Raw genomic sequence first — 15836 nt, forward strand, 5'->3', positions numbered from 1 at the left:
AAGGAGCACTCATGCGACGACGCATACTTCTGACCGCCGGCGCGGTGGCCGGCGCCCTCACTCTCAGCGCATGCGGCGGCGGAGGAGGCGCGAGCACCGCCACCGACAGCCGCGGTGACATCACCATCTGGTACTCCAACAACGAGCAGGAGATCGCCTGGGGAAAGCAGATGGTGGACGGCTGGAACGCCGATCACCCCGACGAGCAGATCACAGCGCAGGAGATCCCCGCCGGAGCCTCCAGCGAAGAGGTGATCGGCGCCGCGATCACCGCCGGCAACGCGCCGTGCCTGATCTTCAACACCTCCCCGGCTGCCGTCCCGGGGTTCCAGAAGCAGGGCGGCCTGGTGAACCTTTCCGACTTCGAGGACGGCGAGGACTACATCACCGCCCGCAGCGGGGAGCTCGCCGAGCAGTACCGGTCGGAGGACGGCGCCTTCTACCAGATGCCCTGGAAGTCCAACCCGGTCATGATCTTCTACAACAAGGCGATGTTCGCCGAGGCCGGACTGGATGCCGAGAACCCGTCCCTGTCGACGTACGACGAGTTCCTCGACACCGCCCGGACGATCAAGGAATCGGGCGTCGCGTCGTTCGCGATCAATCCTGCGCCCACGAGCGAGTTCTTCCAGCCGTGGTTCGACTTCTACCCGCTGTACGCCGCGCAGACCGGCGGCACGCAGCTCGTCGAGGACGGGGCCGCGACCTTCGACGATGAGAACGGCCAGGCCGTCGCCGGGTTCTGGCGCACGCTCTACGACGAGCAGCTCGCGGGACAGGAGCAGTACCAGGGCGACGCGTTCGCCGACGGATATGCGGCGATGGCGATCGTGGGTCCCTGGGCGATCTCGGTGTACGGCGACTCCGTGGAATGGGGATCCGTACCGGTGCCGACGGCCGACGGCACCGCTCCGGAGGAGACCTGGACCTTCAGCGACGCGAAGAACGTCGGCATGTTCACGGCGTGCGAGAACAAGGGCACCGCGTGGGACGTGCTCAAGTACGCCACGAGCGAGGAGCAGGACGGCATCTGGCTCGAGGAGACCGGGCAGATGCCTCTGCGTGCGGACCTCACCGCGACCTACCCCGACTACTTCGCGGAGAACCCCGCCTACGAGCAGTTCGGCGATCAGGCCTCGCGCACGGTCGAAGTCCCCAACGTGCAGAACTCCGTGGAGATCTGGCAGGCTTTCCGCGACGGCTATTCCGAAGCGGTGATCTTCGGCGACAAGGACGTGGACGCGTTCCTGTCCGATACGTCCGCCGAGGTCGATTCGCTCGCGGGCGGCAAGTGAGATGACCGCCCCCGTCACGGGGCGACCGGGCCTGGCCGGGGGAGACCCCGGCCCGGCCGGCCGCCCGGGCGACGCCGCCGCGTCGCCCACCCGCGCGCGCAGGCGTCGACGCCTGCTCGGAGCGCAGCCGCTCGGCATCCTGTTCGCGGCGCCCTACGTGATCTTCGTGATCGTCGTGTTCGCGTGGCCGATCATCTTCGCCGTGTGGATGTCGTTCCAGGACTACTTCTTCGCAGCCCCCGGAGCCCAGGTCGACCGCCCCTTCGTGGGGCTGGACAACTACATCGCCGTCCTGACGGACCCCGATGTCTGGCAGTCCTTCCGCAACGTCGGGGTGTTCCTGCTGATCAACGTGCCCCTCACGGTGGTGCTCTCGATCGTGCTCGCGACGGCCCTGGACCGCGTCGTGCACGCGCGCACGTTCTTCCGCGTGAGCTACTACGTGCCCTATGTCACGGCATCCGTCGCCGTGGTCGCCGTCTGGCTGTTCCTCTTCTCCAGCGGCGGCCTCGTCAACAACATCCTCGGTCCGCTCGCCCCGCAGCCGTCGTGGCTGGTCAACTCCGCCCTCGCGATGCCGACGATCGCGCTGTTCGTCACGTGGAAGGGTCTGGGCTTCTACATCCTGCTCTACCTCGCGGCGCTGCAGAACGTGCCGAAGGAGCTGTACGAATCCGTCGCCGTCGACGGTGGAGGGCGACTGCGTCAGTTCTTCTCGGTGACGGTGCCGGGCGTGCGACCGGCGACGTTCCTCGTCGTGCTGCTGTCGACCATCACCGGCGCGAACCTGTTCACGGAGCCGTACCTGCTCACCGGCGGCGGGGGGCCCAACGGAGCCTCCACCTCGCCGGTGCTGCTGATGTATCAGCGCGGCATCGAGCAGGGCAACCCCGACATCGCCGCGGCGATCGGCGTGATCCTGATCATCCTGGTGCTGGCGCTGGCCTGGATCCAGCGCAAGCTCGTCGGAAGCGACGACTCATGAAGCGCGCACTCGGCAGCCGCATCGCGCTGTACGTCGTCCTGAGCCTCGGCGCCGTCGCCTTCCTCTTCCCGTTCTGGTACATGATCGTCGGCTCGCTGCAGGCGGACGTGGACCCGACGCCGAAGGGCGCGTTCCCGAATCCGGCGAACCTGACCGGCGCGAACTACGTCGCGATCAATGAGCGGATCGACCTCGCGCAGGGACTGCTGAATTCGGGCATCTTCACCGGGGGCGTGCTCCTGGGCACCGTCGTGTTCGGCGTTCTGGCCGGCTACGCGCTCGCCGTCCTGCAGTGGCGCGGACGCGGCGCCACCTTCGCGCTGCTGGTGCTCGTCCAGGTGGTGCCGTTCCAGATGCTCATGATCCCGCTGTACGTCATGATCGCCCGGGACTTCGGCCTCGCCGATTCCTACGCGGGCATGATCCTGCCGTTCCTGATCAACTCGACCGCGGTGATCATCTTCCGCCAGTACTTCCTGCAGCTGCCGCCCGACCTGTTCTCGGCGGCGCGCATCGACGGGGCGGGGGAGTTCCGGCTGCTGTGGAGCATCGCGCTGCCGCTCGTGCGACCGGCGCTGGTGACCGCGCTGCTGCTGACCTTCATCGGCCCGTGGAACGAGTTCCTCTGGCCGTTCCTGATCACCAAGGAGGCCTCGATGCAGCCGCTCGCGGTCTCCCTGGCGAACTTCATCTCGAACGTGGCGGCATCCACCGCCAATCCGTTCGGCGCGATGATGGCCGGCGCCGTGGTGCTGGCCGTCCCGGCGGTGACCCTGTTCATCGTCTTCCAGCGCTACTTCACCACCAACGACCTCGGATCCGGGGTGAAAGGCTGATATGCCCGACGTACCGTACACACTCACCCGTCAGGGCGTCGTCATGACGCCCGCGCCCGGCGACAGCCGCGAGGCGGAAGGCGTGCTCAACCCCGCGTCCGGCCGTGGGCCGGACGGCGAGCTGTACCTCCTGCCGCGGCTGGTGGCCGAAGGCAACGTCTCCCGCGTCGGACTGGCCAAGGTGCGGATCGAGGACGGAGTCCCCGTCGGCGTGGAGCGCGAGGGCATCGTCCTCGAGCCCGATCGCGAATGGGAGCGCGGAGTCGGCAACGCCGGCGTCGAGGACCCGCGGGTGACCTGGATCGCCGCGCTCGGCCGGCACGTGATGACCTATGTCGCGTACGGGCCGCTCGGCCCGCGGACGGCGCTCGCCGTCTCGGAGGACCTGCGCACATGGACCCGACTCGGGCCCGCGCTGTTCCGCTACGACGATGCGCTGGACACGGACCTCAACCTGTTCCACAACAAGGACACCGTGTTCTTCCCCGAGCCGGTCACCGCACCCGACGGCACACCCGCTCTGGCCGTGCTGCACCGCCCGATGTGGGATCTCGACGAGACCAAGGAGGGTCAGGGCGTCCGCGTGCCTCCGGGGATCGAGGATCCGCGCCAGTCGATCTGGATCAGCTACGTGCCCCTCGCCGAGGTGCAGGCCGACCTCTCCCGACTGTGCCTGTGGGAACAGCACCGTCTCGTCGCCGCCCCGGAGTTCGCGTTCGAGGAGCTCAAGATCGGCGGCGGACCGCCTCCGCTGCGCGTGCCCGAGGGCTGGCTGGTCATCCACCACGGCGTGACCGGCGTGATCGACAGCGCGTTCTCGCAGCAGCAGAAGGTCAATTACGCCGCGGGGGCGATGATCCTCGACGCCGACGACCCCTCCCGGGTCATCGCGCGCACCTCGGAGCCGCTCCTGGCGCCCGAGACCGACGACGAGCGCAGCGGCATCGTGCCCAACGTCGTCTTCCCCACCGCCATCGAGGAGGTCGACGGACGCCTGTTCGTCTTCTACGGCATGGCGGATTCCAAGATCGGCGTCGCGCTCCTGGAGCGCACCGTACCCGCGTGACCGACGGAGAGACATCATGAGATCCCGAACCCGCACCGCACCGCTTCTGATCGGCGGCCTCGCCCTGGCGACCGTGCTCGGCGGCGGTATCGCCGCACCCGACAGAGCGGATGCCGCGGCATCCGCCACCGCCCCGGCGGTCGCCGCGCCGGACGGGCGGCTGACCAATCTCGCCCACCTGGACTTCCTGCTCGACCAGGCGACCCCGCCCGCCGAGGTGGACGGGCACACGACCTACCGCCTCGCCGAGGAGCCGACCCTGACGCTCCCCTGGACGTATGCGGATGCCCGTGGTGGGGGGACGTTCGAGCGCGTAGGCGGCGGACCTCTGGACCCCGAGACCGGGTACTGGGGCCAGGGTGCCTTCAACGCGGACGACATCGCCCGCGCGGCGGTCGTCTACCTCCGCGACTGGAAGGCGACCGGTGCGTCATCGAGCAGGGACTCCGCGTACGAGCTGCTGCGCGCGATCACCTACCTGCAGACCACCGACGGGGAGAACGCCGGCAACGTCGTGCTCTGGATGCAACCGGACGGCACGCTGAACCCCTCGGCGGAACCGGTCGAGCTGCCGGACCCGTCCGACTCCGGGGAGAGCTACTGGCTCGCCCGCACGATCTGGGCCCTCGGCGAGGGCTACGCCGCGTTCCAGGATGCCGACCCCGCCTTCGCCGCCTTCCTCGAGGAGCGGCTGGCCCTCTCCCTCGGCGCGGTGGAGCGGCAGTCGCTCAGCCGGTACGGCGAGTACGTCGAATCCGACGGGATGCGCGTGCCCGCGTGGCTGATCGTGGACGGTGCGGACGCGTCGGCCGAAGCGGTGCTCGGCCTGGCCGCCCGCGTGGCTGCGAAACCCGACGACGAACGGTCCGCGGTGGCGTTGCGCCGGCTCGCGGAGGGCATCGCCGCGATGTCGGCGGGCGACGAGCGGTCGTGGCCGTACGGGGCGATCCTGCCGTGGGCGCAGTCCCGCAGCATGTGGCACGCCTGGGGCTCGCAGATGCCGGCGGCGCTGGCCGCGGCATCCGTCGCCCTCGGCGATGAGCAGCTGGCCGCTCCGGCGGTCCGTGACGCGGCGCTGTTCTCCACGACGGTGCTCACCGCCGGTGGACCCGACAACGGCTGGTTCCCCACCCCGGCCGACCGCGTGCAGATCGCGTACGGCGCGGACGCGCGGGTCCAGTCGCTCCTGGCCGTCGCGGATGCGACCGGGTCGGCGGGCTTCGAGGCGCTCGCCGGGATGCAGGCCGCGTGGTTCTTCGGAGCGAACCGCTCCGGTGCGCGGATGTACGATCCGGCGACCGGTGTCACGTACGACGGCCTTCAGCCCGACGGCACGGTCAACGGCAACAGCGGTGCCGAGAGCACTATCCACGGCCTGCTGACGATGATCGCCCTGGACCAGCGCCCCGACCTCGCAGAGCGCGCGGCATCGGTGACCACGGTGGCCGATCGCGACGGACTGGAGCTCGTCGAGGCGGAATCGGCCACCGAAACGACCGGCACCGTCATCGCGCCCGAGGCGTGGACGGGGGAGTCGCTGTGGTCCGGCGGCGGGCTCGCGCTGACCGCGGGCGAGAGCGCGGTGTTCGACATCGGCCAGGACGACACCAGACGATGGGTCGAACCGGTCGTGTGGTCCAGCCCGGACCGCTCGAGCGCGTCGGAGTGGACCTCCGCACGGGTGCGGCTGGGCACGGTGGAGGAATCGGCGCCCCCGCAGGGCATCTCGCCGACCCCCGGCGTGCTGCTGCCCCGGTCGCTCGAGAAGGCCGTGCTGCCGGATCGTCCGGAGGTCACCGTCGCGGTGACCGCCGGTGAGCTGCAGCTGGACGCGCTCCTGGTGCGCCCCTGGGTGTCGCGGCTCGTGCTCGTCGGCGACGGCGGGAGCACCGAGCTCGTGCACTCATCCGGGCCGACCACGAAGCCGGCTCGCGTCGGATGGACCGGCGCGCCCTCCACGGCGGTCGTGTACGACAGCTCGGGCGACGTGGTCAACGAGTACCGGCTGCGCGGCTCGCGGACCGTGCCGGTGCCCAGCGGCGGGTTCGCGATCGTCACGGGCGACTGACCGACCACGAACCGCGGTGTCCGATTTCCGCCAGTCGGGCACCGCGGGTCGTGGCAGGCTGGAGCCGTGAGCACGGCATCCATGTCCTTCGACGAGCGGTACGGCGCGATCCTCTCGCGCGATCCGCGCTTCGACGGCCAGTTCGTGACAGCCGTCCGCTCCACCGGCATCTACTGCCGTCCCAGCTGCCCGGCCCGCACGCCGAAAGCGGCCAACGTGTCGTTTTTCGCCACGAGTGCGGCCGCGCACGAAGCCGGCTACCGGGCCTGCAAGCGGTGCCTCCCCGAGGCGGCGCCGGGATCGCCGGAGTGGAATCTGCGCGGCGACACCACCGCCCGTGCGATGCGGCTCATCGCCGACGGTGTCATCGAGCGCGAAGGCGTTCCGGGCCTCGCCCGACGCCTCGGTTACTCGCCGCGGCACCTGACCCGGCTGCTGACCGCGGAGCTCGGCGCCGGACCCCTGGCGCTCAGCCGCGCGCACCGCGCGCACACCGCCCGGATGCTGCTGGTCGGCACCGATCTGCCCGTCGCCGATGTCGCCTTCTCGGCGGGGTTCACCAGCATCCGGCAGTTCAACGACACCGTCCGCGAGGTCTTCGGCATGACGCCGCTCGAGCTGCGTGCGCGCCGACGCGGGCCAGCAGCCGCGGTCGCGCCCGGTGAGATCGACCTCGCGCTGCCGTACCGCGGTCCGCTCGACGCGTCGGGCCTGTTCGACTGGATGGCGGCGCGCGCCGTGACCGGCGTCGAGACGGCGACCGCGCATTCGTTCGCGCGGACGATCCGCCTGGACGGCGGTCCGGCGTGGTTCGAGCTGCGCCGCGGGGAGGACGGCCTCGTGCACCTCCGCGCCCGGCTGACGCAGCTGAGTGACCTGCCGAGCCTCGTGGCCCGCGCGCGGCGGCTCTTCGACCTGGATGCCGACCCCCTGGCGATCGATGACGCCCTGGCGCGGCATCCGGAGCTCGCCTCATGCGTGCGGCGATTGCCGGGCATCCGCGTCGCCGGGGCCGCCGACCCGCACGAGATGCTCATCCGCGCGATGGTGGGCCAGCAGATCACCGTCGTCGCGGCGCGGACGGCGCTGCAGGCGCTGTCCGACGCGCTGGGCGAGGATGTCGCGCTGGGCGCGGGCGAGACCCGGCTGTTCCCGACGATGGCCGCGATCGCCGAGCGCGGGCACGAGGTGCTGCGGGGGCCCGCGGCGCGGATCCGGGCGATCACGGGCGCCGCGGCGGCGCTCGCGGACGGCTCGCTCACCGTGACGCCCGGAGACGATGCGGCCGATCAACGCGCCGCGCTGCTCGCGATGCCCGGGATCGGACCATGGACCGCGGACTACGTCCGCATGCGCGTCCTCGGCGACACCGATGTCTTCCTGCCCGGCGATGTCGCGGTGCGGTCAGGGGCGGCCGCGCTCGGGTTGCCCGCCGATCCGCGACTCCTGGAGGAGTGGTCGCGTCGCGCCGCACCCTGGCGCAGCTACCTCACCGCGCACCTGTGGCGCTCGGCGCCGCCGCGCCCGTCGCGCCGGGTGCCGGTCGCAGGATCCTCGAGCGTTTCGGCGCCTCAGCAGACCCACCCGCCCACATCCGTCACGCCGGATCCTGCGACCGGAACCGTAAAGGAGCAGTCATGACCGCGACGACCCAGACCATCGACACCCCGGACGGAGCCTTCACGATCGTGGCCGATGACCGCGGGCGCGTGCTGGCGTCGGGGTGGACCGCCGATCCGGAGGCGCTGCGGGCCCGCATCCATCCCCGCATCCGGCCCGAAATCGTGCGCGACGGGCGAACGGATGCCGCGTCCGCGGCGCTCGCGTACTACGGTGGCGACCTCAGCGCGATCGACGAGGTCGAGGTCTTCCAGCACGGCACGGCGATGCAGCTGGCGGGCTGGACGGCGCTGCGGCGCATCGCTGCGGGCGGGCCGCTGACGTACGCAGAGTTCGCGACGGCACTCGGGCAGCCGACCGCCGTGCGCGCTGCGGCGTCGATCTGCGCACGCAACGCTCCGGCGCTGTACGTGCCATGTCATCGCGTCCTGCGCTCGGACGGCTCGCTCGGCGGCTTCGCCTGGGGACTGGAGGTGAAGGAGCACCTGTTGGCTCGCGAGTCCGCCTGAGTCGCCGGGTCCTCCGCGGTTCCCAGGCTCCGCCGAGATGGTGCCCTTTCCGTCGAGATGGTGCCCCTTTCGCCGAGATGGTGCCCTTTTCGCCGAGATGGTGCCCTTTTCGCCGAGATGGTGCCCGCCATCTCGGGCGAAAACCCACCCTCTCGCGAGGAAGCGCACCACCTCGGTGCAAGACGCACCACCTCGGTGCAAGACCCACCATCTCGGGCGAGAACCCACCATCTCGCGAGGGAACCCACCACCTCGGCGGAGGGACCACATTCTCGGGAGAGAACCGGCCACCTGGGCGGGCGGGCGCAGAATCCCGAGAGAAAGTTGTTGCGCCGAGCGAAATCAACGGGCTACTCTGGAAGGCTCTGGTTCGCGCGACCCGCGGACGCCCACCGAAGGAGGATGCCATGCACACGATCGCCGTCACCGTCACGCCGGTCGCCGCAGTCCTCCGCGACCCGTTCGGAACCACCGGAATCCTCGGCTGACACGCCCTCGCGGGGCATAGTCCCCGCCTTCCGCACGTTCCCTTCGACAGGCGTCATCGACGATCGCCCTGCCCGGCGACCGCGCACGCCCGCCCACACCGCACTCCCGCGAACGAATCCCACAAGGATCATGACCACCAACGCTCCACTCTCCACGCCGCGCGCCCTTGCCCGCCTCCTCCCTTTCGCGAAGCCCGTGCTGCCGCGTCTCACGATGGGTGCGGTCAGCGCGCTCATCGCGAGCCTCCTCGCGCTCTCCATCCCGCTCGTCCTCGAGGTCATCGTCCGCGGCCCCATCGCGTCCGGCGACCCCGCACAGCTGGTCTGGGGTGCCGTCGCGGTGCTCGCGCTGGGCCTGCTCGAGGCCGTCATGGTCTACTTGCGCCGCTGGTTCGTCCTCGGACCCGCAACGCAGGTCGAATTCGACCTGCGCAAGGGCTTCTACTCGCGTCTGCAGCGTCTGCCGGTGGCGTTCCACGACCGCTGGCAGTCCGGTCAGCTCCTCAGCCGCATGATGCAGGACATCAGCATGCTCCGGCGCTGGATGGCGTTCGGTCTCGTGCTCCTGGTCGTCAACGTGCTCACGATCGCCGTCGGCACGGTGCTGCTGTTCCGCTGGCACTGGCTGCTCGGCACGATCTTCCTGATCTGCTCGCTGCCCCTCTGGTACACCGGGTACCGGTTCGAGAAGACCTACGGCACCCTCGCGCGCCAGAGCCAGGACCAGGCGGGCGATCTCGCCACGTCGGTCGAGGAGAGCGTGCACGGCATCCGTGTCCTCAAGGCGTTCGGACGCGGCAAGCACGCGCTCCACAAGTTCACCCAGCAGGCCGAGACGCTGCGTCAGACCGAGTTGCGCAAGGCGCGCGCGATCGGCGTGATCTGGTTCTGGCTCGTGCTGCTGCCCGACCTCGCGTTCGCGCTCTGCCTCGGTGCCGGCATCTACCTCGTCCAGCTCGGCCAGCTGCAGGTCGCCGAGCTCATCGCGTTCTTCGCGATGGCGACCGTGCTGCGCTGGCCGATGGAGTCGATCGGGTTCCTCTTCTCCTTCATGCTCGACGCGCGCACCGCGACCGACCGCATCTTCGAGGTCTTCGATGAGGAGAACACGATCACCGATCCCGACCGGCCGGTCCGGATCGCGAGCCCCCGGGGCGAACTCGCGTTCGAGGGCGTGCATTTCCGCTATCAGGATGCCGCTCCCACCGAGCGCGACATGCTCGACGGCATCGACCTCGTCCTGCGCCCGGGGGAGACCATGGCGCTGGTGGGTCTCACCGGATCCGGCAAGACCACGCTCACGACCCTTCCCTCGCGCCTGTACGACGTGACCGGCGGCCGCGTGACCCTGGACGGCGTCGACGTCCGCGACCTCACCCTGAAGGAGCTGCGCACCCATGTCGGCATGGCGTTCGAGGACGCCACGCTGTTCTCGCAGACCGTGCGCGAGAACGTGCTGCTCGGCCGGGAGGATCTCGAGCCCGGCAGCGCGGAGGCCGAAGAGGTTCTCCGTGAGGCGCTGCAGGTCGCGCAGGCGCACTTCGTCGACGATCTGCCGAAGGGCGTCGACACGGTGATCGGCGAGGAGGGGCTGTCGCTCTCGGGTGGACAGCGCCAGCGCCTCGCGCTCGCGCGGGCTGTCGCCGCGAGGCCGGCGGTGCTCGTCCTCGATGACCCGCTCTCCGCCCTCGACGTCGACACGGAGGCCCTCGTGGAGGACGCGCTGCGCGAAGTGCTGCACGCGACGACCGCGCTCGTGGTCGCCCACCGCCCCTCGACCGTGACCCTCGCCGACCGTGTCGCGCTCCTCGAAGGGGGGCGGATCACGGCGGTCGGCACGCACTCGGAGCTCCTGCGCACGAGCGAGCACTACCGCCACGTGATCTCGAGTCTGGAAGACGCCGAGCGCGAAGCGCAGACCCAGGGCCCCGGGCGAATGCTCGAGAACCGCGAACAGGAGGTGAAGCGATGACCACGGCCACCGTCGAAGGAACCAGCGGTGAGGACCGCTCCGACTACACGCGCGCCGAGAGTCGCAGCATCCGTCGTCGCTCTCTGCGCCTGCTCGGATCGCTCGTCGCGCCGCTGCGCTGGCAGCTCGTGCTCGCGGCGGTCGTGCTGATCGTCTCCACCGCGCTGCGCGTGGCGGGTCCCGCGCTCATCGCGTACGGGATCAACACGGCGCTTCCGGCCGTGGTGGATCAGATGAACTGGATGCCGACCATCGGCGTCGTCGCCGTCTATGTCCTGACCGCGATCGGCGGCGCCGGGCTCATCGGCTGGTACGTCGTCGTCGCGGCGCGCCTCACGCAGGCGATCATGCTGGATCTGCGCAAGCGGATCTTCCTGCACACGCAACGGCTGAGCCTGGAATTCCACGAGTCGTACACGTCCGGGCGCATCATCTCGCGGCAGACGAGCGACCTCGACACGATCCGCGAGCTTCTGGACGGCGGGCTGAACGAGCTCGTCTCCGGCATCTTGTACGGCGGGTTCACGCTGATCGCGCTGCTGCTGCTGGACTGGCAGTCCGGCGTGATCCTCGTGGTCATGGGATTGCCGCTGTACCTGCTGATGCGGTGGTTCTACCTGCGCTCGCAGGTCGTGTACCGCGAGTCGCGTGTGATCAGCGCGAAGGTGATCGTGAAGTTCGTCGAAACCATGACGGGCATCCGCGCGGTCAAGGCGTTCCGCAAGGAGCAGCGCAACGACGACGAGTTCGGCGGCCTCGCGAGCGACTACCGCGACGTGAACATCCGCTCGATCCGCCTGTTCGGCACCTTCGAGCCGGGGCTCATGGCCGTGGCATCGGTCACCGTCGCGATCGTGTTGCTGTGGGGCGGCATCCGCGTCGTGGACGGCTCGATGCTCATCGGAACGCTCATCGCGGCGGTGCTGTACGTGCGGAACTTCTTCGCGCCGCTCCAGGAGGTCGCGTTCTTCCTGAACTCCTACCAGTCCGCCACGGCGGCGCTGGAGAAGGTCTCGGGTGTGCTGGAGGAGGAGCCGACGGTTCCCGACCCAGTCAAGCCCGTGGATCTGTGGAAGGCGCGCGGACACCTGCGGTTCGAAGACGTCGAGTTCGCGTACAGCAGCGGGCGCACGATCCTCCCGGACTTCTCGCTCGACCTGCCGGCGGGCCAGACCGTCGCGCTCGTCGGGACGACGGGTGCGGGCAAGTCGACGCTCGCGAAGCTCGTGTCGCGGTTCTACGACCCGACGAGCGGACGCATCACGCTGGACGGCGTGGATCTGCGCTCCCTCCACCCGAAGGACCTGCGCCGCGCGATCGTCATGGTCACGCAGGAGGCCTACCTCTTCAGTGGAACGGTCGCCGACAACATCGCGCTCGGCAAGCCCGACGCGACGCTCGACGAGATCCGTGCGGCGGCGCGGGCGGTCGGGGCGGACGCGTTCATCGAGGCGCTGCCGGACGGGTACAGCACCGACGTGAACAAGCGCGGCGGCCGGGTCTCGGCGGGCCAGCGTCAGCTGATCTCGTTCGCCCGGGCCTTCCTCGCGGACCCGGCGGTGCTGATCCTCGATGAGGCGACGGCCTCGCTGGACATGCCCAGCGAGCGGATGATCCAGGATGCGCTGCAGACCCTGCTCGCCGACCGGACCGCCATCATCATCGCGCACCGGCTGTCGACGGTCGCGATCGCGGACCGGGTGCTCGTGATGGAACACGGCGAGATCATCGAGGATGACGCTCCGGATGCCCTCATCGGCGGCGACGGGCGCTTCGCGCGTCTGCACGCCGCGTGGCGGGAGTCCCTGGTCTGACCCGCCTCCCCGCCTCTCCGCCTCCCCGCCTCTCCGCCGAGATGGTGGGTTCTCCGCCGAGATGGTGGGTTGTACGCCGAGATGGTGCCCACCACCTCGGTGAAAGACCCACCATCTCGGTGAAAGACCCACCATCTCGGTGAAGGACCCACCACCTCGGTGAAGGAGCCACCACCTCGGCGAAACAGCCACCACGTCGGCGAAAGAACCACCATCTCGCGGGAGAGGGGAAGAGCGGATGCCGGCCGCGAGCCGGCGGGCGGGAGCCTAGATCCGGACCTCGGCGATGACCTCGCCGTACTCGGTCTCCCCGCTCGGAGTGAAACCGACGCGCGTGAAGAACGCCTCCGGGCCGCCCTCGCCCGCCTCGTAGATGACATCGACGTGGTCCATGCCGCGCCGGCGGGCCTCTTCGATCAGCTGCTCGACCGCGTACCGGCCGACACCGCGGCCCTGGTCGTCCGCGTCGACGTTGATGCGCCACAGGACGGAGCGGAAGTGCGGCTCGTGCGCCTCGGGGTCGAAGTTGGCGCTGACGAAGCCGACGACCTCGTCCCCGTCGAGGACGACGCGCTGCCAGGTCGTCTGCGGGTTGACGACGGTGGCGGCCACGCCGTAACTGACCGGGGCCAGGAACTGCTCCTGTCCGGGCTTGAGACCCAGTGTGTTGACGGCGACGATCGTCGATGCGGACAGTTCCTCGAGTCGCAGCTCAGCCATAGGCACAGGGTAGTCGGCAAACCCGACGCGCGTCACGGTGCGCGTCCCTCTGTAACGCGGTGTTCATGGAGCGAGATATCTCGATGTCAAGATACTTTGCCCGTTGCGATAGGCTGGAAAGACCACTCGAACGGAGACAAAACCGGTGACTGACTCGACCATCATCTACACCTACACCGACGAGGCACCGGCTCTGGCGACAGCGTCGTTCCTCCCGATCGTGAAGGCCGTGACCGGTCAGGCCGGAGTGCACGTCGAGACCCGCGACATCTCCCTCGCGGGCCGCATCCTCGCGGCGTTCCCGCAGAACCTCACGCCCGAGCAGCAGGTGGGCGACGCGCTCGCCGAGCTCGGCGGTCTCGCGACGCTGCCCGAGGCCAACATCATCAAGCTTCCGAACATCTCCGCATCCATCCCGCAGCTGAAGGGCGCGATCGCCGAGCTGCAGGCGCAGGGCTTCGACATCCCCGACTACCCGGACGACCCGCAGTCGATCGAGGAGAAGGACGTCCGCGCGCGGTACGACCGCATCAAGGGATCGGCCGTGAACCCCGTTCTGCGCGAAGGCAACAGCGACCGGCGCGCACCTCTGTCGGTCAAGAACTACGCCCGCAAGCACCCGCACCGCAACAAGCCGTTCCCTGCCGGATCGAAGACGCGCGTCGCGACGATGGGCCACGACGACTTCAAGTCGAACGAGAAGTCCTGGGTCGCCGCCCACGACGACGTGCTGACCGTCCGCCACATCGGGGAGGACGGCACCGCCACGGTCCTCAAGGACAACCTCAAGGTCCTTCCGCGCGAGATCATCGACGCGACGTTCCTCTCCGCATCCGCCCTCGACGCGTTCCTCGCCGACACCCTCGCCCAGGCGAAGGCCGAGGACGTGCTGTACTCGGTGCACCTGAAGGCCACGATGATGAAGGTCAGCGACCCGATCATCTTCGGCCACGTCGTGAAGGCCTATTTCGCCGACGTGTTCGACACGTACGGCGACATCATCGCCGAGGCGGGGCTCACGCCCAACAACGGCCTCGGCTCGATCCTCGCCGGCCTGGGCGGGGTCGAAGGCGGTGACAAGATCGCCGCGGCGATCACGGCCGACCTCGAGCGCGGCCCGCGCCTTTCCTACACCAACTCCGATAAGGGCATCACGAACCTGCACGTGCCCTCCGACGTCATCGTCGACGCGTCGATGCCCGCGCTCGTGCGCAACGGCGGCAAGCTGTGGGGCGTCGACGGGGGAGAAGACGACACCCTCGCGGTGATTCCCGACTCCTCCTACGCGAGCGTCTACCAGGCAACGATCGATGACGTGATCGCGAACGGACCGCTGGATCCGACCACGATCGGCACCGTGCCCAACGTCGGTCTCATGGCGCAGGCGGCCGAGGAGTACGGCAGCCACGACAAGACGTTCGAGATCGCCGCGCCCGGCACGGTGCAGATCGTCGACTCCGCGGGTGAGGTGCTCATCGAGCACGAGGTGAACACGGGCGACATCTGGCGTGCCACGCAGACGAAGCACATCGCGGTCATGGACTGGGTCAAGCTCGCCGTCACGCGTGCCCGCGCGACCGGTGCGCCCGCCGTGTTCTGGCTCGACGTGAACCGCTCGCACGACGCGCAACTCATCGCGAAGGTGCACCAGGGTCTCGCGCTGCTGGACACGTCCGGCATCCAGATCACGATCCTGAACCCCGAGGAGGCGACGCGCTACACGCTGGCGCGCATGCGCCACGGGCTGGACACGATCTCGGTCACCGGCAATGTGCTGCGCGACTACCTCACCGACCTTTTCCCGATCCTCGAGGTCGGCACGAGCGCGAAGATGCTGAGCATCGTGCCGCTCCTGGCCGGCGGGGGACTGTTCGAGACCGGTGCGGGTGGCTCCGCTCCCAAGCACGTGCAGCAGCTGCTCGAGGAGGACTACCTGCGCTGGGACTCGCTCGGCGAGTTCTTCGCGCTCGCCGCGTCGCTCGAGCACCTCGCGCAGTACACCGGCAACGCCAAGGCGCAGGTTCTCGCGGACACACTGGATGCCGCCACCGGAACGTTCCTGGAGAACGACAAGTCGCCGGGCCGTGCGCTCGGCACGATCGACAACCGCGGCAGCCACTTCTACCTGGCCCTGTACTGGGCGCAGGAGCTCGCGGCGCAGAAGGCCGACGCGGAGCTCGCTGCGGCCTTCGCGCCGGTGGCGGCGGAGCTCGCCGCGAAGGAGCAGCAGATCGTCGACGAGCTCGTCGCGGTGCAGGGTTCGAAGGTCGAGATCGGCGGGTACTACCACCCCGACGAGAAGCTCGTCGAGACGGTCATGCGCCCGTCGCAGACGCTCAACGGGATCATCGACGCACTGAGCTGACCGACACCTGACGCGGGAGGGGGGGGGGGGGGGCGGGCGGCCGCCCCCCCCCCCCCCCCGGGGGGCCCCCCCCCCCCCCCCCGCCCCGTAAAAAACCG

The 15836-nt window shown here is 69.6% G+C and carries 11 protein-coding genes; 10 read left to right on the forward strand and 1 reads right to left on the reverse strand.

Annotated features, from left to right (window positions below; translation table 11 throughout):
* Nucleotides 1-11 precede the first annotated feature (11 nt).
* The 9 genes from AB0P18_RS10435 (at nt 12) to AB0P18_RS10475 (ending at nt 12653) form a co-directional block, all read left to right on the forward strand.
* Nucleotides 12-1295 carry an extracellular solute-binding protein gene (locus AB0P18_RS10435; RefSeq protein WP_344052127.1) on the forward strand — a complete coding sequence of 428 codons (1284 nt, stop codon included), beginning with the start codon at nt 12-14 and terminating at the stop codon, nt 1293-1295.
* Between the two features lies 1 nt (nt 1296).
* The gene (locus tag AB0P18_RS10440) at nt 1297-2280 is read left to right on the forward strand and encodes a sugar ABC transporter permease (protein WP_344052129.1); all 984 of its coding nucleotides are present in this window, start codon (nt 1297-1299) and stop codon (nt 2278-2280) included.
* Nucleotides 2277-3116, forward strand: coding sequence for a carbohydrate ABC transporter permease (locus tag AB0P18_RS10445; protein WP_344052131.1), 840 nt, complete (start codon nt 2277-2279; stop codon nt 3114-3116). The genes AB0P18_RS10440 and AB0P18_RS10445 overlap by 4 nt, the downstream gene beginning before the upstream one ends.
* 1 nt (nt 3117) lies before the next feature.
* Complete coding sequence (locus AB0P18_RS10450) at nt 3118-4182, forward strand: glycosidase (protein ID WP_363359959.1); 1065 nt, start codon at nt 3118-3120, stop codon at nt 4180-4182.
* Nucleotides 4183-4198: 16 nt separating this feature from the next.
* The gene (locus AB0P18_RS10455) at nt 4199-6250 is read left to right on the forward strand and encodes a hypothetical protein (protein ID WP_363359960.1); all 2052 of its coding nucleotides are present in this window, start codon (nt 4199-4201) and stop codon (nt 6248-6250) included.
* 81 nt (nt 6251-6331) lie between these two features.
* Entirely contained in the window at nt 6332-7891 is a 1560-nt protein-coding gene (locus AB0P18_RS10460; protein ID WP_363360022.1) for an Ada metal-binding domain-containing protein, read from the forward strand.
* Nucleotides 7888-8379: a methylated-DNA--[protein]-cysteine S-methyltransferase gene (locus AB0P18_RS10465; protein ID WP_363359962.1), complete on the forward strand. Its 492-nt coding sequence runs from the start codon at nt 7888-7890 to the stop codon at nt 8377-8379. The genes AB0P18_RS10460 and AB0P18_RS10465 overlap by 4 nt, the downstream gene beginning before the upstream one ends.
* 618 nt (nt 8380-8997) lie before the next feature.
* Nucleotides 8998-10839, forward strand: coding sequence for an ABC transporter ATP-binding protein (locus tag AB0P18_RS10470; protein WP_363359963.1), 1842 nt, complete (start codon nt 8998-9000; stop codon nt 10837-10839).
* Nucleotides 10836-12653 carry an ABC transporter ATP-binding protein gene (locus AB0P18_RS10475; protein WP_363359964.1) on the forward strand — a complete coding sequence of 606 codons (1818 nt, stop codon included), beginning with the start codon at nt 10836-10838 and terminating at the stop codon, nt 12651-12653. The genes AB0P18_RS10470 and AB0P18_RS10475 overlap by 4 nt, the downstream gene beginning before the upstream one ends.
* Before the next feature lie 267 nt (nt 12654-12920).
* Here AB0P18_RS10475 and AB0P18_RS10480 read toward each other — a convergent pair whose 3' ends face one another.
* On the reverse strand, nt 12921-13373 hold the full coding sequence (locus AB0P18_RS10480) for a GNAT family N-acetyltransferase (protein ID WP_344052147.1): 453 nt from the start codon (nt 13371-13373) through the stop codon (nt 12921-12923).
* A gap of 145 nt (nt 13374-13518) precedes the next feature.
* Between AB0P18_RS10480 and AB0P18_RS10485 the strand changes: the two genes are divergently transcribed.
* Nucleotides 13519-15738 carry an NADP-dependent isocitrate dehydrogenase gene (locus tag AB0P18_RS10485; RefSeq protein ID WP_363359965.1) on the forward strand — a complete coding sequence of 740 codons (2220 nt, stop codon included), beginning with the start codon at nt 13519-13521 and terminating at the stop codon, nt 15736-15738.
* Nucleotides 15739-15836 lie beyond the last annotated feature (98 nt).

It is taken from the genome of Microbacterium sp. NPDC064584 (assembly GCF_040687315.1).
Classification (GTDB): Bacteria; Actinomycetota; Actinomycetes; order Actinomycetales; family Microbacteriaceae; genus Microbacterium; species Microbacterium lacus.

Excerpts from the sequence above, each read along its gene's own strand:
- AB0P18_RS10435 (WP_344052127.1), top strand. The coding sequence starts at position 12 with ATGCGACGACGCATACTTCTGACCGCCGGCGCGGTGGCCGGCGCCCTC.
- AB0P18_RS10440 (WP_344052129.1), top strand. The coding sequence starts at position 1,297 with ATGACCGCCCCCGTCACGGGGCGACCGGGCCTGGCCGGGGGAGACCCC.
- AB0P18_RS10445 (WP_344052131.1), top strand. The coding sequence starts at position 2,277 with ATGAAGCGCGCACTCGGCAGCCGCATCGCGCTGTACGTCGTCCTGAGC.
- AB0P18_RS10450 (WP_363359959.1), top strand. The coding sequence starts at position 3,118 with ATGCCCGACGTACCGTACACACTCACCCGTCAGGGCGTCGTCATGACG.
- AB0P18_RS10455 (WP_363359960.1), top strand. The coding sequence starts at position 4,199 with ATGAGATCCCGAACCCGCACCGCACCGCTTCTGATCGGCGGCCTCGCC.
- AB0P18_RS10460 (WP_363360022.1), top strand. The coding sequence starts at position 6,332 with ATGTCCTTCGACGAGCGGTACGGCGCGATCCTCTCGCGCGATCCGCGC.
- AB0P18_RS10465 (WP_363359962.1), top strand. The coding sequence starts at position 7,888 with ATGACCGCGACGACCCAGACCATCGACACCCCGGACGGAGCCTTCACG.
- AB0P18_RS10470 (WP_363359963.1), top strand. The coding sequence starts at position 8,998 with ATGACCACCAACGCTCCACTCTCCACGCCGCGCGCCCTTGCCCGCCTC.
- AB0P18_RS10475 (WP_363359964.1), top strand. The coding sequence starts at position 10,836 with ATGACCACGGCCACCGTCGAAGGAACCAGCGGTGAGGACCGCTCCGAC.
- AB0P18_RS10480 (WP_344052147.1), bottom strand. The coding sequence starts at position 13,373 with ATGGCTGAGCTGCGACTCGAGGAACTGTCCGCATCGACGATCGTCGCC.